Raw genomic sequence first — 24,772 nt, 5'->3', positions numbered from 1 at the left:
CGCGTGTAGGACAGGATCGGTCCTAGTCGTCTGGCATTCTCGGACGCATGCGGGAAACCCCTGGCCGGCTCCTCCGGCTGCTGTCGCTGCTGCAGATGCACCGGGACTGGTCCGGCACCGAGCTGGCGCAGCGCCTGAGCGTGACGACGCGGACCATCCGCCGCGACGTCGACCGCCTGCGCGAGCTGGGCTACCCGGTGCACGCGGCGATGGGCCCGGTCGGCGGCTACCGCCTCGGCGCCGGCGCCGAGCTGCCGCCGCTGCTGCTGGACGACGACGAGGCCGTCGCGGTCGCGGTCGGCCTGCACGGCGCCACGTCCGGGGGTGTCGCCGGGCTGGAGGAGGCGTCGCTGCGAGCGCTGAACAAGCTGGAGCAGGTGCTGCCGTCCCGGCTGCGGCACCGCGTCGAAGCTTTCGACGCGGCTTCGCTGGCTCTCCCGGTGCGCGGCCCGGTGGTCGAGGCGGCCGTGCTGACCGCCGTGTCGGCGGCGATCCGCGCGGCGGAGACGCTGCGCTTCGACTACGTCAGCCACGACCGCACGGAGTCCCGCCGCGACGTCGAACCGCACCGGCTCGTCTCGTGGGGCCGCCGCTGGTACCTGGTCGGCTGGGACACCGGCCGCGCGGCCTGGCGCACGTTCCGCGCCGACCGGCTGACCCTGCGCACCCCGAACGGCCCGCGCTTCACCCACCGCGACCCGCCGGACGGCGACCTCACGGCGTACCTGACCCGCACGATGGGCCGCGAGCTGTGGCCCTACCGCGCCCGGCTTCGCGTGGCGGCTCCGGCCGAAGAGATCCGCGGCCGGGTCGACGGCGACGTCACACCGATCGACGACCGGAGCTGCCGGTTGGAGCTGGCTTCGGACTCCTTCGACCTCATCGCGTTCGTGGTGTCCACCTTGGACGTACCGTTCACGGTGGAGTCGCCACCCGAGCTGGTGGAACGCCTGCGGACGCTGTCGGCGCGGTACGCCGACGCCGTCACACCAGGCTAGGCACCTGCTCCGCCTCCAGCGGCGGTCCCGGCGGTGTGCCGTCCCCGAAGGGGTGGCCGCCCAGCTGCTCGCGGCCGTGCGGGGTCAGGAAGCCCGACAGGTCCGGGCCCAGCGGGACGATGCCGCTCGGGTTGATGGTGCGGTGCACCACGTAGTAGTGCTCCTTCGTCTGCGCGAAGTCGATCGTGTCGCCGAAGCCCGGCGTCTGGAACAGGTCGCGGGTGTAGGCCCACAGCACCGGCAGCTCGGTCAGCTTCTGGCGGTTGCACTTGAAGTGGCCGTGGTAGACCGCGTCGAAGCGGACCAGCGTAGTGAACAGGCGGACGTCGGCCTCGGTGATCGTGTCGCCGACCAGGTAGCGCTGGTCCGCGAGGCGCTCGGACAGCCAGTCCAGCCGGGCGAACAGCTTGTTGTACGAATGCTCGTACGCTTCCTGCGAGCCGGCGAACCCGCACTGGTACACCGCGTTGTTGACGTCGGTGAACACCTTCTGCGCCACGTCGTCGATCTCGTCGCGCAGCTTGTCCGGGTACAGCTCGGGCGCGCCGTCGCGGTGGTACGCCGTCCACTCGGTGGACATGTCGAGCGTCATCTGCGCGAAGTCGTTCGTGACGACCCGGCCGGTCGGGACGTCGACGAACGCGGGCACCGTGATGCCGCGCGGGTACTCCGGGTCGCGCTTGAAGAACGCCTCCTGCAGGCGCTCGATGCCGAGCACCGGGTCGCGCCCGCCCGGGTCGAGGTCGAAGCTCCAGCTCCGCTCGTCGTGGACCGGCCCGGCCATGCCCATGGACAGCGCGGGTTCCAGGCCGAGCAGGCGCCGCACGATCACCGCGCGGTTCGCCCACGGGCACGCCCGCGCCACGACCAGCCGGTAGCGGCCGGCCTCGACCGGCCAGCCGTCGCGGCCGTCGGCGGTGATCCGGTCGGGGATGTAGTTGAGGTCGCGCTTGAACTCGCCGTCTGTCATCGGTTCCTCAGCAGTCGTCGGTCGGGGGAGTGACGTCCAGCGCCGCGGCCAGCCGGGCCAGTACCGGCCCGGCCGTCCGGATGTCTTCGGCGCTCAGGTGGTCGAACACCGACGCCCGGGCGCGGGCGAGGTGGGTCGGGTAGGCCGCCTCCAGTCTGGCCAGTCCCGCGTCGGTCAGCACGGCGTTGGACGCGCGGCCGTCCTCCGCGCACTTGCGCTTCTCGACCAGGCCGCGGCGGGTGAGGTCGTCGACGACCCGGCTGATCCGGCTGAGCGAAAGGCCGGTGGCCGCGGCCAGCGCGGAGATGCGGAGCAGGCGGTGCGGTGCCTCGGACAGCGCGACCAGCACGCCGTAGTCGGTGATCGCGAGGCCGGTCTCGGGCAGGAACTGGTCTTCGAGCGCCCGCGGCAGCGCGGTCGTGATGCGCATCAGGGACCGCCAGAACGGGGCCTCGTCGTGGTCGAGCGCGGACTGTTCACCCATACCGGCGAGTCTAGCGAAAGCTTGCTTGCGCAACCAGTAAAAATGAGTACAGTGTCGTTGAGCCCTCAATCACTGGGGGGCGCCACCACGAGGAGAGAAGACAGCATGACCAGCGCGACCACCTATCCCCAGCTGACCGGTGAGTACACCCTGGACGCCGCCCACTCGCGGATCGGGTTCAACGCCCGGCACGCCATGGTGACCAAGGTGCGCGGCAGCTTCAACGAGTTCACCGGCACCGCCACGATCGACGGTGACGCCCCGGAGAAGTCGTCCGCCCAGGTGATCATCCAGGCGACCAGCATCGACACCCGCAACGCGGACCGCGACGGGCACCTGAAGAGCAACGACTTCCTGTCGATGGACGAGTACCCGACCATCACCTTCACCACCACCGAGATCAAGCAGACCGGTGAGACCGAGTTCGACGTGACCGGCGACCTGACCGTCAAGGACGTCACCCGTTCGGTGACCATCCCGTTCTCGTTCGAGGGCTCCGCCAAGGACCCGTTCGGCAACGACCGCGTCGGCTTCGAGGGCTCCACCACGATCAGCCGCAAGGACTACGGCATCACCTGGAACGCCGCCCTCGAGACCGGTGGCGTGCTGGTGAGCGACAAGGTCACCCTCGAGTTCGAGATCTCGGCGATCAAGAACGTCTGACCTGTGCTTTGAGCCGTGAACGGCCCATCGGGGGACTCCCTCGACGGGCCGTTTTCGGCTAGCTGGGGACCTTCGTCGCGCGCAGGTTCTCGATGCCGACGTCGAGCGCCGCTTCGAGGTGGTCGATGCGGCCGGTCGACAGCATCACCACCACGCCGCCCTGGATACCGGCCAGCAGGGCGGCCGCCGTGCGTTCCGCGTCGACGTCCGGCGCCACCTCGCCCGCGTCACGCAGGTGACGGATGCCGGCCGCGATCTCGTCCTGCCACTGGCGCAGCATCTCGCCGACCACCGCCTGCGCCCCCGGCGTGGCGCGGCCCAGCTGCGAGATCAGCACGTTGAGCGGGCAGTGCTGCCCCCGGCCGCGGTAGTGCGAGACGACCGTGTCGCGCCAGCGCCGCCACGCCGCCCACGACGTCAGCCGGCCCAGCTGCGGCTGCTGCACGGACAGCACCTGGTCCGCTTCGAACCGGGCCACGGCCAGCAGCAGCTCGTCCTTGCCGCCGGAGAAGTAGTGGAACAGCTGGCTCTTGCTGGTGCCCGTCCGCGCCCGGACGTCGTCGAGGGTCGTGGCGGCGACCCCGCGCTCGCGGATCTCGGCCGCCGCGCCTTCGATGATCCGCTGCCGCGTCGCGGCGCCCTTCGCGGTCAGGGGCTTCACCTGGGTTGGACTCACGGGTCCACTTTAATCCGCTGTCGCCGCCGCGGCCCGGCGGTCACACTGGCGGAATGTCCACCATCGTCCCCTTGCCGGTGCTCGTCACCGTCGCGCTCGTCGCCGGCGTGGTCGTGGCCTGGGTGCTGTCGCGCCGGGACAGCGGCTGGGCCGAGGTCGTCGAGGCGCCGCCGGGATCGGTGCTGGTGCTGGACGAACTGGGTACGCTGCGTGACTTCGCGGAGCGGGCCCAGGTGGATCCCGCACTGCGCCAGGACTGGGTCGACGAGGTGTTCTCGCAGCTGCGCGACACCTCGCACTGGGCCGAGCTGTGGCAGCTCCTGACGTCGCACCTGCGGCCGGGCACGCCGGGGTTCTGGCCGGGCCTGGACCTGCGCGCGGAGTCCCAGGTCCTGGCCGGGACGGATCTGCGAGGGTGCGAGGTGCGCGCCGCGGTGTTCCGGGAGGTGCGCTTCTGGGGCGGCGCGCGGTTCGACGGCCTGGTCTGCACCGGGCCCGTCGGCTTCGAGCGGTCCGCCTTCACCTACCACGCCTCGTTCCGCGGCACGGAGTTCCGCGCGGGCGCGGACTTCGCGGGAACCACGTTCATGGCCAACACGTCGTTCGCGGGCGTGACCGCCGGCGACCGGGTGCGGTTCGACGAGGTCCGGTTCTCGGGCCGCACGGACTTCACCGGCGCGGAGTTCGCGGCCGGCGTTTCCTTCGTGGCCACGGGGTTCGCCGGCCCGGCGACGTTCCGCGACGCGCGGTTCGCGGCGGAGGCGCGGTTCCCGGGCACCCGCTTCAGCAGCCACGCCGACTTCACCGGCGCGACGGCGGGTGCGTTCCACTTCGCCGGGGCGAGCGCTCGCACCGAGGTCCGCGCGGTCCGGACGTGGCCCGACGGCGTGAGCCTGGAGGAGCCGCAGCGGACCGGGCACTGGGCCGAGGTGCGCGAGGTCTAGGACGGGTCGGAGCCGCGCAGGGCGGCCCACCAGAAGCCGAACGCCGCGACCAGGACGGTCACCGCCAGCCAGCCCGCCACCCCGGTGCCGTCGACCAGGGCCCAGAACACGCCGACCACCGGGGCGACGGCCAGCACCGGCAGGTCCGTCCGCAGCTGGTGGCGCAGGGTGACCGGGCGACGGGCCGCCGCCGCTCGTTCGGCGTCCGGCTCGGCCGGGTTGTCGAGGCGACGGCCGCGGGGCTCGGTGGTGCGCAGGCCGCCCGCGGGGTGGAACGTCGTGCCGCCCACGCGCACCAGTACCCGGCGGTCGCCGGTCAGTTCGGCGACGGACGGGGTGGCCAGGCCGATCAGCGCGGGGGAGAAGTACACCGGGAGCCAGGACGGCGTGGGCGTCTCCAGCTCCAGCCACGAGCGGGTCAGCAGCCCGCGCTGCACCTTCACCCGCCGGATCGGCACGGTCCGCCGGGTGCCGCTGCCCACCCGGCCGAACCGGGTCAGCAGCACCAGGACGTCCACCACGAGCACGCCTGCCGCGGCGACGACGGTCGCCGTCGCGTACGTGGTCGTCCGGTCGGTCGTCACCAGCGGGGTCGCGCCGCGGATCGCCGCGCGGCCCGGGTCGGCGGGGTCGTAGAACACCGGGAGGGTGCTGCCGGGGGCGGGCCGGACGTCCACCGCGACGGCGGCCGTCGCGGTGGACCCGCCAGGCAGGGCGAAGCGGATGACCGCCGAATCGCCGTCCAGGTGGACGACGGTCGCGGTCGAGCGGGCCGTCATCCCGCGCAGCTCGCCGGCCGCGGTGGCGTACCCGGCCAGCTGCACCGCGAACACGAGCGCGCAGGCCAGCAGGGCCAGCGCGCTCGTCAGGAGGATGTGCCGGACCGGCCGGAGCGTCAGGAGAGTCTTCACCACTGCCTCGGATACGGCGGGCGGGCGGTACCGGAGCACCGCCCGCCCGCGAAGAGAACCGCTACTTCACGAAACTGATCTTCGCGAAGTCGTACGGGGTGTTCGCGAAGCCGGGCGAACCGTAGTTCGCGACCGTCTTGCGGACCGCGAACGCGCCGACCGACTGGAAGATCGGCAGCTGGTGGCCGACCGCCCAGATTTCCTTGTCGACCTCGTTCAGGTCCGCCGCCCGCTTGCTCTCGTCCAGCTCCTGGGCCGCGGTGTCGTAGAGCTGGTTGATCTTGTCGTCGCCGATGTGGCCGTAGTTCTGGCCGATGTTCTTCGGGTCGTTGTAGTAGATGCCCTGGCCGCCGGCGATCGGGAACGCCGTCGAGATCCAGCGGAACAGCGTCACGTCGAAGTTGCCGACGTTGACGTAGTTCTTGAAGAACTCGGTGCTCGGCACGGCCTGGATGTCCAGGTTCACGCCGATGGCCTTGAGCTGCGACTGCAGGATCTGCCCGGTCTGCTGGCTGATCGGCGTGCCGGTCGGGATGATCAGCCGGACCTTCAGCTGCTTGCCGTCCTTGGCCCGGAAGTCACCGGCCGCCTGCCAGCCGAGCTGGTCGAGCTGCTTCTTCGCGGCCTCGACGTCGAACTTGTACGGCCCCGAGTTGTCGACGTACTCCTTGGCGCCCTTGAGGAAGATGTGGTTGCCGAGGGGCTGGGTGTCCTTCTGCATCTGCCCGAGGATCGCCTTCGAGATGGCGACCGTGTCGATGCCCCGGAAGATCGCCAGCCGCAGGTCCTTGTCGGCCAGGATCGACGAGCTCGCGCCGTTGAAGGTCAGGTGCGTGTAGTCCGGGTAGGTGGACTGCCGGATCACCGTGTTCGGGTCGCCCTGTGCGCGCTTGAACGCGTTGACGTCGTTGTTGAGGTTGTAGAAGTCGATCTGGCCGTTGGCGAACGCGTCCGCCAGCGCCGGGCGCTCGACCTTCTTGAACGTGACCGTGTCGAGCTTCGCCGGGGTGCCCCACCAGTTCGGGTCGCGCTCGAGGACCACGGTCTTCGCGGTCTGGTCGATCTTCTGCACCTTGAACACGCCCGCGGTGATCTTCGGCTCGGTCGCGAACGACTTGTTGAAGGTCTCCGCGTCGGCGTTGAGCTCCTTCGGGTACAGCGGGATGAACAGGGACTTCCACTCCGCGAACTTCTTCGCGAAGGTGACCTTCACGTCGAGGTCGTCGGTGCCCTTCTCGACCTTCGCGATGTCCTGGTAGCCGGTGGTCTGCGACACCTCGTACGCCGGGTCCTTGCCGTTGAGCACCTTGGCCTGCGCGGCGAAGTCCTCCCAGGAGAACGCGCGGCCGTTGCTCCACTTGGCCTTCGGGTTGAGCTTGTACTCGATGACCTGCGGGTCGCTGCTCACCAGCTTGACCGACGTGACGTAGTTCGGGTTCTCACTGACCGTCGCGTCGGCGTTCTGCGTGAAGACGTACGGGAAGACCGCGCCGAACATGCTCTGGCCGTCGAGCGGCGTGCCGTCGACCTGGTTGACGTTCCAGTTGTCCGGCAGCTGGTCGACCGGCCACTTGAAGTCGCCGCCGTCCTTGACCTGGTCGAGCGGCTTCTCGTTGATGTCGGCCGTCTTCACGCCCTGGGCGCCCTGGTCCTGGAGCGCGTTGTTCCCGCCACCAGAGTTGCCACTGCAGGCGGTGAGGGCGAGGGTCAGCGCCACCACCGGGGCGATGACGGCGGCCATCCTCCGTCGGTTCATCGGGTACCTCTCTTTTCCTGTGTGCCAACGGATGCGTGGCTACACGACTTCGCGGGTCTGGGCGTGGTGACAGGCGACGTCGTGGTCGGCGGCGCGCGGCTCGCGCGGCGGCTCGACCTCGACGCACTGCGTGCGGTCCTCTTCGGACAATTGGGCGAACACGAAGCAGCGGGTCCGGAACCGGCAGCCGGACGGCGGGTCCGCCGGGCTGGGCAGGTCGCCGGTGAGGATGATCCGGGTCCGCTCGCGTTCCTTGACCGGGTCCGGGATCGGGATGGCCGACAACAGCGCCTGGGTGTACGGGTGCTGCGGCTGCTCGAAGACGGTCCGGACGTCGCCGATCTCGACGATCTTGCCCAGGTACATCACCGCCACCCGGTCCGCGATGTGGCGCACCACCGACAGGTCGTGCGCGACGAACAGGTACGACAGGCCGAGTTTCGCCTTCAGCTCGTCGAGCAGGTTGATCACGCCCGCCTGGATGGAGACGTCCAGCGCCGAGACCGGCTCGTCCAGCACGATCAGCTTCGGCTCCAGGGCGAGCGCCCGGGCGATCCCGATGCGCTGGCGCTGCCCGCCGGAGAACTCCGCGGGGTAGCGCTCGGCGTGCTCGGCCCGCAGTCCCACCAGGCTCAGCAGCTCCGGGATCCGCTGGTCGATCGCGGCCCGGTCGTAGCCGTGCACCCGCATCGGCTCGGCGATGATGTCGCCGATCGGCAGCCGCGGGTCCAGCGCGGCCATCGGGTCCTGGAAGACCACCTGCAGGTCCCGCCGGATCGCCTTGCGGGCCTTGGCGTCGAGTTTCGCGACGTCCTTGCCGAGCACGGCGACCGAGCCCGCGGCCGGGCTCACCAGCTCGAGGATCTCCATCAGCGTGGTGGACTTCCCGCAGCCGGATTCGCCGACCAGGCCGAGGGTCTCGCCCTCGACGATGTCGAAGCTGATCCCGTCGACGGCCTGCACGCTGCCGACCCGCCGTTTGAGGATCTGGCCCTTGGTCACCGGGTAGTGCTTGACCAGGTCCCGGACGTCGAGCACGGTGGTCCGCTCGGCCCGCGGCAGCGCCGCCAGCGGCGGTTCGCCGACCAGTTCGGCGCCGTAGACCTCGGCCGCGCCGGCGTCCGGCCGGTCGAGGAGGTCGGTGTGGATGCAGGCCGCGCGGTGTGCGGTGTCGACGCCGGCGTCCGGGCGCCCGGCGGTGATGGTGAGCAGCTCCGGTTCCGCCGCGGTGCAGGCGTCGGTCACCAGCGGGCAGCGCGGTGAGAACGGGCAGCCCGGCGGCAGGCTGACCAGCGACGGCGGCTGGCCCTCGATCGGCACCAGCGGCTGCTTCTCGTGCGCGTCCACCCGGGGGATCGAGCCCAGCAGCCCGAGGGTGTAGGGCATCCGCGGCCGGGCGTAGATCGTCTCCACCGGGCCCTGCTCGACCGCGCGCCCGGCGTACATCACCATCAGCCGGTCGGCGAACCCGGCGACCACGCCGAGGTCGTGGGTGATGATCACGATGCCGGCGCCGGTGACCTCCTGCGCGGTCTTGAGCACCTCCAGCACCTGGGCCTGCACGGTGACGTCCAGCGCGGTCGTCGGCTCGTCGGCGATGATCAGGTCCGGGTCGTTGGCGATCGCGATGGCGATCACCGCGCGCTGCCGCATGCCGCCGGAGAACTCGTGGGGGAACGCCTTCGCGCGCTGCGCGGCGTTCGGGATCCCGACCAGGTCCAGCAGCTCGACCGCGCGGGCGTTCGCCTGCGCCTTGGTGACCACACCCTTGCCGTGCACCAGCAGGGCCTCGGCGATCTGCGCGCCGACCGGGTAGACCGGGGTGAGCGCGGACAGCGGGTCCTGGAAGACCATCGAGATCTTCTTGCCGCGCAGCCGGGACAGCTCGGTGTCGGAGCGGCCGATGATCTCGCTGCCCTGGAACCGGATCGACCCGGAGATCCGCGCCTGCGGTGGCAGCAGGCCCATCACCGCCAGCGAGGACACGGACTTGCCCGAGCCGGACTCGCCGACGATGCCGAGCACCTCGCCCGCCGCGACCTGGTAGGACAGCCCGCGCACGGCGTGCACCCGGCCCGACTCGGACGGGAACGACACGTCGAGGCCGGCCACCTCCAGCACGGTCCCGGTCGGCTTGTCGGTCTCCGCGCCCAGGGCGAGTGCGGTGCTGCTCATGAAACGGCTCCAGCGGAAACGGTCTCGGTGGGGGACTTCGTGGCGGCCTCGACGCGCTTGCGCTCCTTGCGCCGCGACCGGCTCGACGCCGGGTCCAGCGCGTCGCGCAGGCCGTCCCCGGCGAAGTTCACCGCGAGCACGGTGACGACGAGGAAGCCCGCCGGGATGTAGAACAGCCACGGGAACGTGCGGACGGCGTCGGACCCGGCCGCGATCAGCGTGCCGAGCGAGACGTCCGGGGCCTGCACCCCGAAGCCGAAGAACGACAGCGACGTCTCGGTGATGATCGCGACGCCGACGTTGATCGTGGCGTCGATGATGAGCAGGGAGGCCATGTTCGGCACGATGTGCTTGGCGATGATCCGCCGCGCCGGCTGGCCCATGAACCGGGCGGCCTTGACGAACTCCCGCTCGCGCAGGGTCAGCGTCATGCCGCGGACGATCCGGGCGGTGATCATCCACTGGAACAACGCGATCAGCCCGACCAGGATCAGCCAGGTCTTGCCGCGGAAGGCCGGCGAGAGGATCGAGATGATCAGGAACGGCGGCAGGATCAGCAGCAGGTCGACGACCCACATGGAGATCCGGTCGGTCCAGCCGCCGAAGTAGCCCGCCGCGGCCCCGACGACCGAGGCGACGCCGGTGGAGAACAGCGCGGCCAGCAGCCCGATGGTCAGCGACTTCTGCAGCCCGCGCATGGTCTGCGCGAACATGTCGCCGCCGATCTGGTTGGTGCCGAACCAGTGCGAGCCGTCCGGCGGCAGCAGGTACGACGTCGGGTCCAGCTCGTCGTAGGCCCACGGCGAGTACCAGGTGTAGGTGAACGCCAGCAGGTAGAACAGCACGATCAGGGCCAGCGCGGCGACGGCCGCGCGGTTGCGCAGGAAGCGGCGCAGCACGAGCTTGCCGCGCCCGGCGCCCGCGGCGGCCGGGCCGGCCGTCAGGTCGACGGGGGCGCCCGCGGGGGTGGCGGTCGCCTCGGCTTCGTTCACGGAGGCGGACATCAGATCCTCACCCTCGGGTCCAGCACGGCGTACAGCACGTCCGACAGCCAGCCGGCGAACAGCACGCAGACGGCGATGAACAGCGTCACCGTCGCCACGATGTTGGTGTCCTGCTGCTGGATCCCGGTGACCAGCCAGTCGCCCATGCCGTACCAGCCGAAGATCTTCTCGGTGAAGATGCCGCCGGTGATGAGCAGGCCGAACCCGAACGCGAACAGCGTCGCCATCGGGATCAGCGCGGTGCGCAGGCCGTGCTTGAACAGCGCGCGGCGCCGGGTCAGGCCCTTGGCCTGCGCGGTCCGCAGGAAGTCCGAGCCGAGCACGTCCAGCATCGCCGAGCGCTGGTACCGGCTGTAGTAGGCGACCTGGGTGAGCACGATCGCCAGCGTCGGCACGATCAGGTGCTGCACGCGGTCGAGCAGCGCCTCCCCGAAGCCGCCGCTCAGCCCGCTGGAGTTCTCGCCCTGGACGATGAAGAACTGGTAGCCGTCGAGCAGGTTGTCGTTCACCGACTGGGCGCCGGCCTTGAGGATCGTCGCGATCACGAACACCGGCGTGGAGAGCACCACGAAGGAGAACGTCGTCGCGAGGTAGTCGCTGATCTTGTACTGGCGGATGGCGCTGACCACGCCGACCAGCACGCCGATCACGATGCCGATGGTGATGCCCAGGACGAACAACCGCAGGCTGACGCCCATCCGGCGCAGCAGTTCGTCGGTGATCGGCTGGTCGGTGATGGTCCGCCCGAAGTTGCCCTGCAGGACCCCGCCGAGCCAGGTGAAGAACCGCTCGGGGATCGGCTGGTTGAGGTAGAGCTCCGCGGCCTTGGCGTCGATCGTCGCCTGCGGGGGCGGCGGGTTGCGCAGCTTCAGCCCGTCGAGCGGGCTGAAAGCCAGCGAGGCCAGGGAGAACGCCGCGAACGTGGCGACCAGGCAGAGTGCGATGTAGTTGACGAGCCGGCGCAGGAGGAATCCGATCACCGTGGTCCCGCCTCGCCCGGGGTGGGGAGCCGCCGGTTCCGCGGGCCGCTCGCCCGCCGCTCGCTCGCTGGAGTTCTCGTCGAAACCACTTGCCGCTACTGCCCTTCATGAGTCATTACGCCCGTCGTCGGCGCAGCATAAAGGGAGCGGACGGTTCATTTCGCGCCCGGCGAACAATCCGATAGTTACGATCCGGCCCTGAATGTGAGCGTCTCGTTATCTTTAGCCGGATACCCGACGTAGGTATGTAGCGCGCGTCGCGCGCGGGGTGTAGCGGCCCGATCGGCAATCGGACGAACGGCCCGTAAAGGACAGTGTCCTCAAGGCTTCCCGACGGGCAGCCACGCGTTGTCGCGCAGGAACAGCGGGATGCGCTCCGCCGGGGCGGGCGCCTCGACGCTCGTCCCGCCCGGGTGCCGGTCACCGGTGACCGCGTCCGTCCACAGTGCACCTTCGGGCAGGTACACCGGCCGGCCGGTGGCGCCGGCTTCGAGCACCGGCGCCACCAGCAGGTCCGGGCCCAGCAGGAACTGGTCGTCGGCGTCCCACGCGCCGGCGTCGGCGGGGAAGTCCACGAACAGCGGCCGCATCGGCGGCACGCCCTGCTCGTGCGCCACCCGCATCTGCGCCATCAGGTACGGCCGCAGCCGTTCCCGCAGCCGCAGCGCGTCCTCGATGGCGGCCAGCGCCTCGGGACCGTACGACCAGACCTCGTTGGGGCCGCCGGTCATCTCCGGCCCGAACGGCGGGCGCGGGTCGCGGAAGCCGTGCAGCCGCAGCAGCGGGCAGCAGACGCCGTACTGGAACCAGCGGACGAGGAGTTCGCGGTACGCCGGCGCGTCCGGGTCGCCGCCGTGGAAGCCGCCGATGTCCGTGGTCCACCACGGGATCCCGGACAGCGCGACGTTCAGGCCGGCCCGCACCTGCGCCCGCAGCGACGCCCAGGTGGCCGGGACGTCACCGGACCACAGCGCGGCGCCGAAGCGCTGGCTGCCGGCCCACGCCGAGCGGCTGAGCAGCACGACCTCGTCGTCGCCCTCGCCGCGGATGCCGTCGTGGAACGCCTGCGCGTGGACCTGCGGGTAGAGGTTGACGACCTCCGAGCCGGGCCCGGCGTGGAAGGCGAGGTTGTGCGGGTGGCCGGGCCGGATCTCCGGCTCGTCGCCGTCCAGCCACCACGCGCGCACGCCCAGGTCGTAGTAGTTCTCCTTGACCTTCTCCCACAGGAACCACCGGGCCGCCGGGTTCGTCGAGTCGTAGAACGCCACCGGCAGCTCGACGTCGAAGCCCTTGTCCTTCCACGGCGCGTGGGCCGCGACCCCGCTCTCGGTGGCGACGAGCAGGCCGTTCTCGTGCATCTCGGCGTGGTTCTCCGAGAGCGGGCTGACCGACGGCCAGACCGACACCATCAGCTTGACGCCCAGTTCGTCCAGCTCCCGCACCAGCCCGGCCGGGTCGGGCCACTCGGCCGGGTCGAACTTCCAGTCCCCGAGGTGCGTCCAGTGGAAGAAGTCCGCGACGATCACCGACAGGGGCAGGCCGCGCTCGTGGTACTCGCGGGCCACGGCCAGCAGCTCGTCCTGGGTGCGGTAGCGCAGCTTCGACTGCCAGAACCCGGCCGCCCACTCCGGCAGCATCGGCGCGTGCCCGGTCGCGTCGGCGTAGTGGCCGAGGATCTGCCGCGGGTGGTCGCCGGTGGTGACCCAGTAGTCGAGCTGGCGGGCGTCGTCGGCGACCCAGCGGGTGCCGTTGCCGGCCAGCTCGACCCGGCCCACGGCGGGGCTGTTCCAGAGGAACCCGTAACCGCGGCTGGACAGCAGGAACGGCACCGACACCTCGCCGTTGCGCTGCACCAGGTCCAGGACCAGGCCCTTCTGGTCGAGCCGGCCGTGCGGGTGCTGGCCGAGGCCGTAGAGCCGCTCGTCGTCGTAGGCGGTGAAGCGCTGTTCGAGCCGGCCGTAGCCGTTGCCCGACGGCGTGAAGACCCGGGCGCCGGGCCACCAGAAGTGCGCGCGCTGCTCGGACAGCAGCTCCGCGCCGGTGTCCGTGCGGACGAACCGCAGCTGCGCGTCGACCCCGGTGTCGGTCTCGGCGATCTCGACGAGCGCGGTGAGCGCGCCGTTCACCACCCAGGCGGACCGCCCGTCCGCGCCCGCGGTGCCGGCGGAGGGCTTCGCGGGCAGGAGCGCGCCGGGGACGTCGTCGAGGATCCGGTGCCGGCCCACCCGGACGCGCAGGCTGTCGGCGCCCCACGGTTCGATGAGCAGCACCTCGTGCCGCACGCGGACTTCGAGCGAGCGGCCGTCTTCGGTCGTGGCGATCACGGGGGCCTCCTCAATCCTTGACGGCGCCGCTGGTCAGGCCGGCGACGACGTACCGCTGGGCGACGACGAGCAGGACGGCCGCCGGGATCGCGGCGAGGACGGCGGTGGCCATGACGCCGTTCCAGTCGGCGGACTGGTTGCCGACGAACCGGTAGATGCCCACGGTGATCGGCTCGAACGCCTGCCCGGTGGTGAGGGTGACGGCGAACAGGAAGTCCGCCCAGGCGAACAGGAACGCGAACAGCCCGGCGGTGACCAGCGCGTTGCGGCTGACCGGGAGGATGATCGAGAAGAACGTCCGCCAGTACCCGGCACCGTCCACCCGGGACGCTTCGGTCAGCTCCCTCGGCACCGAGATCATGAAGGCGCGCAACAGGAGTACCGCGAACGGGATGGTCGCCGTGGCGTCCGCCAGCACCAGCCCGAGGTAGCTGTCGATGAGCCCGAGGTTGCCGAACACCGTGTACAGCGCGTTCGCCATCACGATGCCCGGGATCAGCTGCACGATGAGCAGCACGAACACCAGCACCGGCCCGCCGCGGACCTTCAGCCGCGCCAGCGCGTACGCCGCGGGTGCCGCCACCACCAGCGACACGGCCACGGTGCCGAGGGCGACGACGACGCTGGAGACGAGGTTCGGCCCCTGCGTCGCGAGGGCCTTGCGGTAGCCGTCGAGCGTGCCGCCGACCGGGAAGAACGCCGGGTCCGGCCGCAGGAGCGCGCCGCTGGGCTGCAGGGACGCGTTGAGCATCCAGTACAGCGGGAACAGCAGCACCGCGACGATCACCACGCCGGCCGCGGTCTTCACGCCGCCGCCTCGGCCAGTGACGCCTTCGCCGAGCGCAGGTAGAGCAGGCCGAACGCGGTCGCCACCAGGATCAGCAGGTTGCCGACGGCGGCACCCTGCCCGAACGCGAAGTCGTGGAAGGACAGCCGGTAGGACCACGTGGTGAGCGTCTGGGTCGCGTTCGCCGGGCCACCGCCGGTGACCACCATGATGACGTCGAACACCTTGATCGTGTAGACCAGCCCGAGCATCAGCACGATCCCGGTGACCGGGCGCAGCAGCGGCCAGGTGACGTACCGGAACCGCTGCCACGCGCCGGCGCCGTCGAGCGCGGCGGCCTCGTGCAGCGACGCCGGAATCGCGCGCAGCCCGCCGTGCAGGATGACCAGGTTGAACGGGATGCCGATCCAGATGTTGGTGAGGATCACCGCGGGCAGCGCCCAGGTCGTGCTGCTCAGCCACGGCACCGCGCCGGCGCCGATCAGCCGCAGCCCGGCGTTGAGCACGCCGTGGTCCTGGTCGAACATCCACCGCCACACCGCGCCGCTGACCACGAGCGGCAGCAGCCAGGGCAGCAGGAGCAGTGACCGCAGCAGCGCGCTGCCGAGGAACCGGCCGGCGAAGAACACGGCCAGCGCGAGGCCGATGCCGAACTGGAAGACGAGCGAGCCGGCCGTGAACAGGACCGTGTTCAGCACCGCCGTCGAGAAGAGCGGGGCGGTCAGCACGGCGGCGTAGTTGGCCAGGCCGACGAAGGGCGCTTCGCCGGTGTAGAACGACTTCACCGTGTAGTCCTGCGTGCTCATCACCAGGTTCGCGACCAGCGGGTACCCGAAGAACACCACGACGTAGGCCACGGCGGGCAGCAGGAACGCCCACGCGGTGAACGGGTTCTCCCGCCGCGGTCTTCGCCGCGGCACCGGGGCCGCGAGCGTCACGACCCGGCCGCCTGCTGCGCGGTCTTCAGCGCCTGGTCGGCGGGCAGCTTCCCGGTCAGCGACGCCTGGATCGCGTCGGCCAGCGCCTGCGAGACCTTCGGGTACTTCTCGCCGAGCTCCGCGGTGCGGGAGCGGGCCGAGCCGACCTCGTCGACGAACGCCCGCATCGCCGGCTGCTCCGCGCCGAACTTCGCGGCCACGGCCGTCTTCGACGGGACGTAGGCGTGGGCCTTGCTCCACTGCAGCATGGCCGGCTCGGCGAGGATGCAGGTCAGCACCTTCCCGGCGGCCTGCTGGGTCGGCCCGCCCGTCACCGGCACCGCGCCGACCTCGCCGCCGAGGGCGACCACCGGCCGGATGCCCGCCTGCGGCACCGGGATCGGCACGACGCCGTAGTGCAGCGACTTTTCGCCGTCGAGCCGGGCGAGGTTCCACGAGCCGTTGACCATCATCGCCGCGTTGCCCGCGACGAACTGGTCGGCGACGTCGTTCTGGTTCCACGTCACCACGGACTTCGACGCCGACCCGCTCGTCACGAGGCCGGTGACGTAGGCCAGCGCCTGCGTGCTCTGCGGCGAGTCCAGCCGGGACAGTTCGGCGCCGTTGCTCCAGAAGAACGGGAGGAACTGCCAAGTGCCCTCCTCCGACGGGATCGCGGAGAAGGCGAGGCCGTACTTGCCGTCCCTGGTCAGCTTCGCCGCGGCGGTCTTCAGCTCGTCCCAGGTGGACGGCGGGCGCACCCCGGCCGCGTCGAGGAGGTCCTTGTTGTAGATCAGGGCCAGGCCGTTGACGCCGGGCGCGGCGCCGTAGATCTTGCCCTGGTAGGTGCCGGCCTTGACGATGCCCGGGTAGTAGCCGTCCGCCGAGATGCCGTAGTCCGACAGCGGGGTCAGCGCGCCGGTGGCGGCGACCTGCTGCAGCGTCGGGTTGTCCGTGAAGAGCAGGTCCGGCAGCGTCTTCGAGCTCGCGCCCTGCAGGATCTTCGGCAGCATCTGCGCGGTCGGCACCGTCTGCCGCTCGATCCTGATCCCGGTCCGCGCGGCACAGGCGTCGAGGACCTGCTGCCACGCCGCGGATCCCTGCTCGTCGGCGTAGTAGTCGAGCTCGGTGACCGACGTCGCGGCCGGGGCGTCCGACGGCCGCGGAGCGGGGCTGGGGCTGCAGGCGGCGAGGAGCGCGGCGCTCGCGACCAGGAAAAGGGCGCGACGGGCTACGGACATGGTGATTCTCCTTCGACGGCGGAGCAGAGCCGGGTCAGGTGCGCGGCGCGCCCGTGCTCTCGCGCCGGGTCAGCCGCGGGTCGAGCAGCCGGATCTCCGGCGCGGTGTGACCGCCGAGCCGGCGCATGGTCATCTCCACGGCCTGGGCGCCGACCTCGTCGGCCGGGATGGCGACGGAGGTCAGCGTGACCGGGTGCTGCTCGGCCATGCTGTCCGGGCAGACGGCGATCACCGAAATGTCCTGCGGGACACGGAGACCGCGCTGGCGCAGGTGCGTGAGGAGTCCCGGCAGGACGGCTTCGTTGTGCACGACGAGGCCGGTCAGGCCGGGGTCGGCGGCGAGCAGGTCGTCCACGCAGGCGCTCACGGCTTCGTAGGAGTGCGCGCACGGCCGGTTCGTCGCGCGGACGCCCCGGCTCCGCGCGGTTTCGTCGAAGCCCTGCAGGAACCGCGTCGCGTAGCTGGTGCCACGCCGGTAGACGGCGGGGGAGGGGCCGATCAGCGCGACCGAGCGGTGGCCGAGGTCGGCCAGGTGCGCGACGCACGCCGACCCGGCGGCGGTGAAGTCGAGGTCGACGCAGCTCAGCCCGGCCGGGTGGTCGGGCACGCCGATGAGCACCACCGGCAGGTCGAGCGCGATGAGCATCGGCACCCGCGGGTCGGCGGCCTCGACGTCCATCACCATCAGCGCGTCCGCGATCGCCGACGACGCGACCCGCTGCAGCGCGGCGGGTCCCTCGTCCTTGGTGAGCAGCAACAGGTCCTGGTCGTGGGCGCGGGCCGCGGTGACCGCCGCGGCGACGAACTCCATCACGACGGCGACGTTGAGGTCCGTGCGCAGCGGCACGACCAGGGCCAGCACGTTCGTCTTGCTGCTCGCGAGCGCGCGGGCACCCGCGTGCGGGTGGTAGCCGAGCTTGCGGATGCTTTCTTCGACCAGCCGCCGGGTCTTCGGCGAGATCGAGCGCTTGCCGCTGATCACGTACGACACCGTGCTGGGGGCCACCCCCGCGGCATTGGCGACGTCGTTGATCGTGACCACGGGCGGCCTCCTGGAGACATGGGGCAGGGGAAGTGCGAGTCGAAGCGCATCGACGATGGCACGAAGGTAGGGGAGACCCGGCCGGAACACAAGGACTATTGCCAGTCGGCCAACAATTCGATTCACCTTCGACGTAAGTGTCACACGTCGAATTCGTCGAACACTCTTGCTGCCCGATGTTTCAGCAGGTCGGGGTGGGGTTCTTTGGGAAATCGAGATTACCTGGGAGCGTGCCCAGGAAGACTTGACCTTGCCCGGATCGGGTGCTTATGGCGGCCGCCGATCGAATCGTTTCGACGAATCCTCGCGCGGGTCCGCCTTACAGCGAATCCGGTTTCCGGCCTACTCCCGCGTAAGGCAGGACGTTGATCGCCGGGTCGTCGGACATGTCGCCCGCCCCCTCGGGGTGCCACATCGCGCAGCCGACCAAGCCCGGTTCGACCAGGTCGAAGCCGTCGAAGAAGCGCAGGACCTGGTCGTGGGTGCGCGGGAACGGCTGGTTCTGCTGGTTCTGCCGGGTGGTGTAGACCTGCACCGCCTCGTCGAGCCCGGTCGACTCGGTGTCCGCCGCGACGTGCGTCAGGGCCAGGAAGCTGCCGGGCGCCAGCCGTTCGCGGTAGCGGGCGAGGATGCTCACCGGGTCCCACTCGTCGGGCACGAAGTGCAGCAGCAGCAACATGAACAGGCCGGTCGGCTGGTCCGGGTCGAGCAGCCCGCCCGCGCCCGCGAAGATGTCGTCGACGTCGCGCAGGTCCGCCTGGAGCACCGCGCAGCGGTCGTTGTCCTGCAGCAGCAGCTCGCTGTGGGCCACCGCGACCGACTCCCGGTCGACGTAGACCACGCGGCACGACGGGTCGGCCTGCTGGACGATCTCGTGCAGGTTCCCCACGGTCGGGATGCCCGCGCCGACGTCGAGGAACTGCCGGATCCCGGCGTCGACCATGAACTTCGCCGCGCGCCGCAGGAACGCGCGGTTGAGACGCGCCGCGTCGCGGATGCCGGGCATGATCTCGAGGATCTGCTCCCCGAGCGCGCGGTCGGCGGCGAAGTTGTGGTCGCCGTCGAGCCAGAAGTCGTACACCCGCGCGGGGTTCGGCACCGTGGTGTCGACCTCCGACGGTACCCAGCCCAGTTCCCCGGTCACCCTGACCTCCACCCCTCGCGGATCCGTTGGCGGCATTCGGTTTGCCGGCATTTCAATGACGGCACTCGGTTGACGGCACTCAGTTGACGGCGGAGTGTAGACCCGCTCAGCCGTTCGTGTGGCGGCACTGCCGGTGTTCCGCCCGCCGGTCCTAGGGTGTGCCCGGTGACGAACGACCCGCGCGCCGTCCCCGGTCGCTGGCCGGTGCTCGGGCACACCGTGCCGCTGCTCCGCGACCCGTTGAAGCTCCTCACTTCCCTGCCCGCGTACGGGGACGTCGTCGAACTGCGGCTCGGGCCGCTGCCCGTGCACGTCGTCACCACGCCCGAACTGGCCTGGCAGGTGCTGGCCACCGACGCCGACAAGTTCGACAAGGGCCTGGTCTTCGACAAGATGCGCCCGCTCTTCGGCGACGGCCTGGCCACGTCGAACGGCGAGCACAACCGCCGGCAGCGCCGGATGGTCATGCCCGCCTTCGGCCGGACGCGGATCGCGGGCTACGCCGAGAACACGATGACCGCGCTGGCCGGCGACCTGGCCGGGTCCTGGCGGCCGGGCGAAGTCGTCGAGTTCGACCAGCGGATGCAGGACCTGGTGCTGACCATCGCCGGGCAGACGCTGTTCTCGACGGCCCTCGGCGACGACGTGCTCGCCGAGATCCGCCGCTCGATCCCGGTCATGCTGAAGTACGTGCTGGTCCGGGCGTTCTCGCCGAAGTTCGTGGAGCGGCTGCCGATCCCGGCCAACCGCCGGTTCGACGCCGCCGCGGCCCGGCTGCGCGCGGTGATCGGCGCGACCGTCGTCGCCGCGCGGAAGGAGGGTGCCGACCACGGCGACCTGCTGTCGATGCTGCTGGCGGCGCGGGACGAGGACACCGGCGAGGCCATGTCCGACCGGCAGGTGCACGACGAGGTCATCACGATCCTCACCACCGGCGCCGAGACGACCGCCGTGGCGCTGGCCTGGTTCTTCCACGAGCTCGGGCAGCACCCGGACGTCGAGCGCCGGTTCCACGCGGAGGTCGACGAGGTCCTCGGCGGCCGTCCCGCGCGCTTCGACGACCTGCCGGAACTGGTCTACACGCACCAGATCGTCAACGAGATCGTCCGCCGCACCCCGCCGCTGATCCTCATGCGCCGGGCCCGCGAAGACGTCGACCTCGGCGGTGTCGTCGTCCGTGCGGGCAGCGAGGTCGCGGTCAGCCAGCACACGCTGCACCGGGATCCGCGCTGGTTCCCCGATCCCGGCCGGTTCGACCCCGATCGGTGGACGCCCGGAGAGACTGCGGAACTGCCGAAGGGCGCGTACATCCCGTTCGGCGCCGGCGCGCGGCTGTGCCCCGGGCACGTGTTCGCGCCGACCGAGATCGGCATCGTCGCCGCGACCATCGGCGCCCGCTGGCGGCTGGTCCCGGTGCCGGGCAAGAAGGTCCACGCGCAGCTCAAGGCCACGATGCAGCCCAACCGGCTGCCGATGACGGTCGTGCCCCGGCGGACCTGACGGTGCCCGATCGGCTACCAGGTGTAGTGTGCCGGGGTCCTCAGCTCGTCACCCGTCCGGAGGGAAGAACGGCGTGAGACTGCCGGTCAAGCTGACGTCGGCGTTGGTCGCCGGCGTCGTCCTGCTCGGGTCCCTAACCGCCGCGGTACCCGCCGAAGCGGCCGCGATCTCCTGCGCCGACGCGGATCTGCCGGTCACCGGGCCCGGGCTGCCGCCGCTCGTGCCGGGCGCGCCCGCGTCGGTGCACGGCCGGTTGTGCCTGCCCGCCGGCGCCGTGCCGGACGCCGTCCAGCTGCTCGTGCACGGCGGCACGTACAACAGCGCGTACTGGGACCTGCCCTACCAGCCGGAGCGCTACTCCTACCAGCGCGACATGGCCTCGCACGGTTACGCGACGTTCGCCGCGGACCAGCTCGGCGCCGGCGGCAGCAGCCGTCCGCTCAGCCTGCCGCTGACGGTACAGGCCGAGGCCGAGGCGCTGCACGAGGTGGTCGGCCACCTGCGCGCCGGGCACGTCGGCGGCGCCGCGTTCGCGAAGGTCGTCATCGTCGGGCACTCGGTCGGGTCCGGGGTCGTCGCCGTGGAGGCGGGGACCTACCACGACGTCGACGGCGTGGTCCTGACCGGCATCACGCACCTGCCCGCGCTGCCGGTGCTGGCGCTGGGCGCCGCGCTCGGGCTGCAGCCGGCGCTGCTCGACGGTCAGCTGGCGCACCTGGGCAGCGACCCGCTGTACTTCACGACGCGGCCGGGCGCGCGGGCCGGGCTGTTCTACGCGGCCGGCGACGCCGACCCGGGCGTGATCGCGGCCGACGAAGCCACGAAGGACCAGGTCTCGGTGCCGGGGATGGGCACGGTGGCGTTGTTCGGCATCGTGCTGCCCGCCACGTGGGGCATCACCGTGCCGGTTTTCCAGGTGGTCGGCGAAAAGGACGCGCTTTTCTGCGGGCTGCTCGCGCTTCGCGACTGTTCGAGCGCGGCGACACTGCGGCCCCAGGAGGCGCCGTACTACCGGGATCCGTCGAAACTGTCGATGTTCGTGCTCCCGGGCGCGGGGCATTCCGTTGCCCTGCACCAGAACGCCGGACTGTACCGGGACGCCACCCGGTCGTGGCTGCGTGACCGGATCGGCGTAACCGCACAGGGTTATCACTCGATTGGATGAACACTGATCAGTGCGCGTGACGCCTTTTCGCGCCAAGATATGTCGGTTCCCCGAGCCGGAGTGCGCACTAGACCCCTGGACAGGCTGAAGTGACTGCTCCCCATCCCCACGGTGGCGCCCCGCGCGCGAAGCCGTCCGCCGAACGAGCGGCCGGCCGGCTCCGCACCCTCGCGCGCAAGTGGGGCTACCTGGTCAGCACCACGGCGTACCTGCCGTACACGCCCGACGAGATCGAGCAGGAGCTGTCGATCCTCACCGGCTGGCTCTTCGAGGCGGTCGCGAGCGACCCGCCGGGTGCCGGCGAAGCCGCGGCGGCGGGCGGGCGGCTGGTCGAGCTGCGCTGCGTCGGCCCGGAAAGCCTGCGCCGCAGCATGGAGGTGCTCGGCAAGGGCCTGCTGCGCGAGCCGGAGCTGCACGGTCTCGGCAAGCTGCCGGAGCGGGTCGTGCTGGTGCTCGGCGCGCTGAGCTCCGGCTACAGCGAGGCGCTGCGCGAGGACATCCAGAAGCGGCAGGAAGGCCTGAGCCGCGCGTTGCTGAAGGTGGAGCAGGAGACCCGGCGCAAGCAGGTCGTCACGCGCGCGCAGTTCGAGGAGGTCTTCGCCGGCTCGGCCAGCGGCGTCGCGGTCAGCGACCTGGACGGCCGGGTGCTGCGCGTCAACCCGGCGCTCGCCAAGACGCTCGGCCGCACGCCGGCCGAGCTCGCCGGGCGGACCCTGTTCGAGTTCGTCCACCCCGACGACGTCGAGGTGCTGCGCGAGGGCTACGCGGACCTGCTGTCCGGCCGGCTGCACCGGCTGCGGGCCGGTCGCCGGCTGGTCGGGCGGGACGGCGAGCCGATGTGGGCCACGTTCGTGGCGGCGGTGGTCCGCGACGCCGTCGGCGACGCCCAGCAGCTGCTCACCCTCGTCGACGACGACACCGAAGTGGCGCTGCTGCAACGGCGGCTCAGCCACCAGGCCCTGCACGACGTCCTCACCGGGCTGCCGAACCGGCAGTTCTTCGGCACCCGCCTGGAGAACGCGCTGCGCGAGGCCGACCAGGCCCGCGGCGTGACGCTGTTCCACCTCGACCTCGACGGCTTCTCGCTGATCACCGGCGGGCTCGGCCAGGACCTCGGCGACAAGCTCCTGCGCGGCGTCGCGGCGAAGCTGAAAGTGGTGTTCGAGGGCGAGGACGCGCTCATCGCGCGGATCGGCGGCGACGAGTTCGGCGTGGTGGTGCGCAACGGCGAGGACACCCCGGACGTCGGGACCACGGTCCGCCGGATCAACCGCGAGCTCGCCGAACCCGACTACGTCGACGGCCGCCACGGCGTCGCCCTCTCGGCCAGCATCGGCGTCGTGCACCGGCCGCCGCGCGACATCGCGCCGGCCGAGCTGCTCCGCGCGTCGGACCTGACGCTGCGCCGCGCCCAGCGCGCGGGCAACCAGTGGGGCCTGTTCGACCGCGAGCTGGATCACCGTGACCGCCACGAGTTCGGCCTCGCGGCGTCGATGGCGGGCGCCTGGGAGAACGGCGACGTCGAGATCGCCTACCGCGCGCTGGTGAAGCTGGCCGACGAGGACGAGCCGGCCGCGATCGAGGCGCGGCTGCGCTGGACCCACCCGGTCGAGGGTGAGCTGTCGCACGAGACGTGCGTGCGACTGGCCGGCGAGACCGGGCTGGCGCTGCCGCTGGGCACGTGGCTCCTGCGCACGGCGGCCGAGCATTTGACGGCGGCGGGCATCGAGGTGCCGCTGGTCGTCGAGCTCGGCCCGCACCAGGCCGCGGACCCCGACCTGGTCGGCGAGGTCCGCGGCGTGCTGGCCGACACGGGCATGCCGGCGGAGCGCCTCCGCCCCGGCTTCCCGGCGTCGAGCTTGCTCGCCGAGACGGGCGACGCGGTCGACAACCTGAAGGTGCTCGCGGAGATCGGCATCCCGGCCGAGATCCACGCCTTCGGCGCGGCGGGCGACGTCACGATCCTGGCGGACCTCCCGATCCGCACGGTCCGCGTCGCACCGTCGCTGGTGGCGCGCCGCAGTCACCCGCTGGTGGAGCGGTCGCTGGCTTCCCTGATCGAGGTGGCCCACCTGACGGGCGCGAAGGTGACGGTGGCGGGGGTGGAGACGCGCGAGCAGGCGGCGTGGTGGCGGGAGCGGGGCGTGGACTACGCGTCGGGCCCGGCGTTCGCGGACCTGCCGGACGGCCTGCGTCCTTAGATCCGCACCAGCACCTCGTCCAGGGACTTGCGCCGCAGGTCCGGGACCACGCAGTCGTCCGCCGGGTAGCCGACCGGGATCACCGCGAACGCCCGTTCGTTGCGGGGGCGGCCCAGCAGGTCGCCCAGGAAGCGCATCGGGGACGGCGTGTGCGTGAGCGCGGCCAGCCCGGCCACCTGCAACGCCGTCAGCAGCATGCCGACCGCGATGCCCACCGACTCGTCGACGTAGTAGTGCTTGTGGGTGCCGCCGTCCTCGTCGACGGCGAAGCGCTGCTGGAACACGACGATCAGGTACGGCGCGTCGGTCAGGTGCGGCTTCACCGCGTCCGTGCCCAGCGGCCGCAACGCGTCCAGCCACGCCTCGCCGAGCCGGCCGTCGTAGGAGATCTTCTCTTCGGCTTCCGCCGCCTCGCGGATCCGCCGGCGCACCGAAGGGTCCGACACCAGGACGAACGTCCACGGCTGCTGGTGCGCGCCGCTGGGGGCGGTGGAGGCCACGGCGATCGCGTCGAGCACGGCGTCCTCGGGGACCGGGTCGGGGGAGAACATCCGGACCGAGCGGCGCTGCTCCATGCGCTGCCGGAGTTCGGCGACGTTCGACGTGGCTTCGGCGGCGGGCAGGCGGGCGGGCCGGTAGGGGACCGGGTGATAGGTCATGCCCGGAATTGTGGCGGGGAACACCCTGGGTGCAGCAGGGCCGAACGTACGATTTCCGGCGCAGCGGCGTTCGGCCAGCGGACAGTTAGGGCTACCTTGCCTCCGATATTGCGCCGAAGGGCGCAACGCAAGTGGGCCGTTCGGTCCTGTCGCGTGAAGTGACCCCGTCATTACTCTCCAGTAGAACGAAGTGGTGCCGATCACAGCCGTTCACAGTCGCCGGAGGAGGCC

At 71.3% G+C, this 24,772-nt stretch carries 21 protein-coding genes; 6 read left to right on the top strand and 15 right to left on the bottom strand.

Annotation, left to right across the window (positions count from 1 at the left end; genetic code table 11):
* Positions 1–47: 47 nt before the first annotated feature.
* Positions 48–998 carry a YafY family protein gene (locus MUY22_RS40920; protein ID WP_247052551.1) on the top strand — a complete coding sequence of 317 codons (951 nt, stop codon included), beginning with the start codon at positions 48–50 and terminating at the stop codon, positions 996–998.
* On the opposite strand, the gene MUY22_RS40915 is transcribed toward MUY22_RS40920, so the two are convergent.
* Both MUY22_RS40915 and MUY22_RS40910 read right to left on the bottom strand, forming a co-directional pair.
* Positions 985–1,968 (bottom strand): glutathione S-transferase family protein, encoded by a 984-nt coding sequence (locus MUY22_RS40915; protein WP_247052550.1) that lies wholly within the window; start codon positions 1,966–1,968, stop codon positions 985–987. The genes MUY22_RS40920 and MUY22_RS40915 overlap by 14 nt on opposite strands.
* Before the next feature lie 7 nt (positions 1,969–1,975).
* Positions 1,976–2,452 carry a MarR family winged helix-turn-helix transcriptional regulator gene (locus tag MUY22_RS40910; RefSeq protein ID WP_247052549.1) on the bottom strand — a complete coding sequence of 159 codons (477 nt, stop codon included), beginning with the start codon at positions 2,450–2,452 and terminating at the stop codon, positions 1,976–1,978.
* A 105-nt stretch (positions 2,453–2,557) separates the two neighbouring features.
* Between MUY22_RS40910 and MUY22_RS40905 the strand changes: the two genes are divergently transcribed.
* A complete protein-coding gene (locus tag MUY22_RS40905) occupies positions 2,558–3,115 on the top strand; it encodes a YceI family protein (protein WP_247052548.1) in 558 nt (185 codons plus the stop codon).
* 58 nt (positions 3,116–3,173) lie between these two features.
* Here MUY22_RS40905 and MUY22_RS40900 read toward each other — a convergent pair whose 3' ends face one another.
* Positions 3,174–3,791, bottom strand: a complete 618-nt coding sequence (locus tag MUY22_RS40900; protein ID WP_247052547.1) for a TetR/AcrR family transcriptional regulator — start codon at positions 3,789–3,791, stop codon at positions 3,174–3,176.
* A gap of 53 nt (positions 3,792–3,844) precedes the next feature.
* On the opposite strand from MUY22_RS40900, the gene MUY22_RS40895 reads away from it, so the two are divergent.
* Complete coding sequence (locus tag MUY22_RS40895; RefSeq protein ID WP_247052546.1) at positions 3,845–4,735, top strand: pentapeptide repeat-containing protein; 891 nt, start codon at positions 3,845–3,847, stop codon at positions 4,733–4,735.
* Here MUY22_RS40895 and MUY22_RS40890 read toward each other — a convergent pair.
* The 11 genes from MUY22_RS40890 to MUY22_RS40840 form a co-directional block, all read right to left on the bottom strand.
* A complete protein-coding gene (locus MUY22_RS40890) occupies positions 4,732–5,646 on the bottom strand; it encodes a hypothetical protein (protein ID WP_247052545.1) in 915 nt (304 codons plus the stop codon). The genes MUY22_RS40895 and MUY22_RS40890 overlap by 4 nt on opposite strands.
* A gap of 61 nt (positions 5,647–5,707) precedes the next feature.
* The gene (locus MUY22_RS40885) at positions 5,708–7,402 is read right to left on the bottom strand and encodes an ABC transporter family substrate-binding protein (protein ID WP_247052544.1); all 1,695 of its coding nucleotides are present in this window, start codon (positions 7,400–7,402) and stop codon (positions 5,708–5,710) included.
* A gap of 39 nt (positions 7,403–7,441) precedes the next feature.
* Positions 7,442–9,577, bottom strand: a complete 2,136-nt coding sequence (locus tag MUY22_RS40880) for an ABC transporter ATP-binding protein (protein WP_247052543.1) — start codon at positions 9,575–9,577, stop codon at positions 7,442–7,444.
* The gene (locus MUY22_RS40875) at positions 9,574–10,581 is read right to left on the bottom strand and encodes an ABC transporter permease (protein ID WP_247052542.1); all 1,008 of its coding nucleotides are present in this window, start codon (positions 10,579–10,581) and stop codon (positions 9,574–9,576) included. The genes MUY22_RS40880 and MUY22_RS40875 overlap by 4 nt, the downstream gene beginning before the upstream one ends.
* Positions 10,581–11,561 (bottom strand): ABC transporter permease, encoded by a 981-nt coding sequence (locus MUY22_RS40870; RefSeq protein ID WP_247052541.1) that lies wholly within the window; start codon positions 11,559–11,561, stop codon positions 10,581–10,583. Before MUY22_RS40870 ends, MUY22_RS40875 begins: the two co-directional genes overlap by 1 nt.
* Before the next feature lie 320 nt (positions 11,562–11,881).
* The gene (locus MUY22_RS40865) at positions 11,882–13,885 is read right to left on the bottom strand and encodes a TIM-barrel domain-containing protein (RefSeq protein ID WP_247052540.1); all 2,004 of its coding nucleotides are present in this window, start codon (positions 13,883–13,885) and stop codon (positions 11,882–11,884) included.
* Positions 13,886–13,895: 10 nt separating this feature from the next.
* A complete protein-coding gene (locus MUY22_RS40860; RefSeq protein WP_247064369.1) occupies positions 13,896–14,636 on the bottom strand; it encodes a carbohydrate ABC transporter permease in 741 nt (246 codons plus the stop codon).
* A 53-nt stretch (positions 14,637–14,689) separates the two neighbouring features.
* Positions 14,690–15,610, bottom strand: coding sequence for a carbohydrate ABC transporter permease (locus MUY22_RS40855; RefSeq protein ID WP_247052539.1), 921 nt, complete (start codon positions 15,608–15,610; stop codon positions 14,690–14,692).
* Complete coding sequence (locus MUY22_RS40850) at positions 15,607–16,830, bottom strand: sugar ABC transporter substrate-binding protein (RefSeq protein ID WP_247052538.1); 1,224 nt, start codon at positions 16,828–16,830, stop codon at positions 15,607–15,609. The genes MUY22_RS40855 and MUY22_RS40850 overlap by 4 nt, the downstream gene beginning before the upstream one ends.
* A gap of 34 nt (positions 16,831–16,864) precedes the next feature.
* On the bottom strand, positions 16,865–17,872 hold the full coding sequence (locus MUY22_RS40845) for a LacI family DNA-binding transcriptional regulator (protein WP_247052537.1): 1,008 nt from the start codon (positions 17,870–17,872) through the stop codon (positions 16,865–16,867).
* A gap of 319 nt (positions 17,873–18,191) precedes the next feature.
* Positions 18,192–19,016, bottom strand: a complete 825-nt coding sequence (locus tag MUY22_RS40840) for an SAM-dependent methyltransferase (RefSeq protein WP_247052536.1) — start codon at positions 19,014–19,016, stop codon at positions 18,192–18,194.
* Positions 19,017–19,181: 165 nt separating this feature from the next.
* Here MUY22_RS40840 and MUY22_RS40835 point away from each other — a divergent pair, with 165 nt between their 5' ends.
* From MUY22_RS40835 to MUY22_RS40825, 3 genes are all read left to right on the top strand, one after another.
* A complete protein-coding gene (locus tag MUY22_RS40835; RefSeq protein WP_247052535.1) occupies positions 19,182–20,516 on the top strand; it encodes a cytochrome P450 in 1,335 nt (444 codons plus the stop codon).
* A 73-nt stretch (positions 20,517–20,589) separates the two neighbouring features.
* Positions 20,590–21,681 (top strand): alpha/beta fold hydrolase, encoded by a 1,092-nt coding sequence (locus MUY22_RS40830; protein WP_247052534.1) that lies wholly within the window; start codon positions 20,590–20,592, stop codon positions 21,679–21,681.
* Between the two features lie 89 nt (positions 21,682–21,770).
* Complete coding sequence (locus tag MUY22_RS40825) at positions 21,771–23,882, top strand: bifunctional diguanylate cyclase/phosphodiesterase (RefSeq protein WP_247052533.1); 2,112 nt, start codon at positions 21,771–21,773, stop codon at positions 23,880–23,882.
* Here the strand turns inward: MUY22_RS40825 and MUY22_RS40820 are convergent.
* Positions 23,879–24,541 (bottom strand): nitroreductase family protein, encoded by a 663-nt coding sequence (locus MUY22_RS40820; protein WP_247052532.1) that lies wholly within the window; start codon positions 24,539–24,541, stop codon positions 23,879–23,881. The two genes, MUY22_RS40825 and MUY22_RS40820, sit on opposite strands and share 4 nt — an antisense overlap.
* Positions 24,542–24,772: the final 231 nt, after the last annotated feature.

Origin of the sequence: Amycolatopsis sp. WQ 127309 (assembly GCF_023023025.1) — a bacterium.
Lineage (GTDB): Bacteria > Actinomycetota > Actinomycetes > Mycobacteriales > Pseudonocardiaceae > Amycolatopsis.
Note: the sequence above shows the minus strand (reverse complement) of the source record. Positions and strands in the feature narration are given on the sequence as shown.

Bases quoted from the DNA above. Each gene is read 5' to 3' on its own strand.
- MUY22_RS40920 (WP_247052551.1), top strand. From the start codon at position 48: ATGCGGGAAACCCCTGGCCGGCTCCTCCGGCTGCTGTCGCTGCTGCAG.
- MUY22_RS40915 (WP_247052550.1), bottom strand. From the start codon at position 1,968: ATGACAGACGGCGAGTTCAAGCGCGACCTCAACTACATCCCCGACCGG.
- MUY22_RS40910 (WP_247052549.1), bottom strand. From the start codon at position 2,452: ATGGGTGAACAGTCCGCGCTCGACCACGACGAGGCCCCGTTCTGGCGG.
- MUY22_RS40905 (WP_247052548.1), top strand. From the start codon at position 2,558: ATGACCAGCGCGACCACCTATCCCCAGCTGACCGGTGAGTACACCCTG.
- MUY22_RS40895 (WP_247052546.1), top strand. From the start codon at position 3,845: ATGTCCACCATCGTCCCCTTGCCGGTGCTCGTCACCGTCGCGCTCGTC.
- MUY22_RS40885 (WP_247052544.1), bottom strand. From the start codon at position 7,402: ATGAACCGACGGAGGATGGCCGCCGTCATCGCCCCGGTGGTGGCGCTG.
- MUY22_RS40880 (WP_247052543.1), bottom strand. From the start codon at position 9,577: ATGAGCAGCACCGCACTCGCCCTGGGCGCGGAGACCGACAAGCCGACC.
- MUY22_RS40875 (WP_247052542.1), bottom strand. From the start codon at position 10,581: ATGTCCGCCTCCGTGAACGAAGCCGAGGCGACCGCCACCCCCGCGGGC.
- MUY22_RS40860 (WP_247064369.1), bottom strand. From the start codon at position 14,636: ATGCTCAACGCGTCCCTGCAGCCCAGCGGCGCGCTCCTGCGGCCGGAC.
- MUY22_RS40850 (WP_247052538.1), bottom strand. From the start codon at position 16,830: ATGTCCGTAGCCCGTCGCGCCCTTTTCCTGGTCGCGAGCGCCGCGCTC.
- MUY22_RS40820 (WP_247052532.1), bottom strand. From the start codon at position 24,541: ATGACCTATCACCCGGTCCCCTACCGGCCCGCCCGCCTGCCCGCCGCC.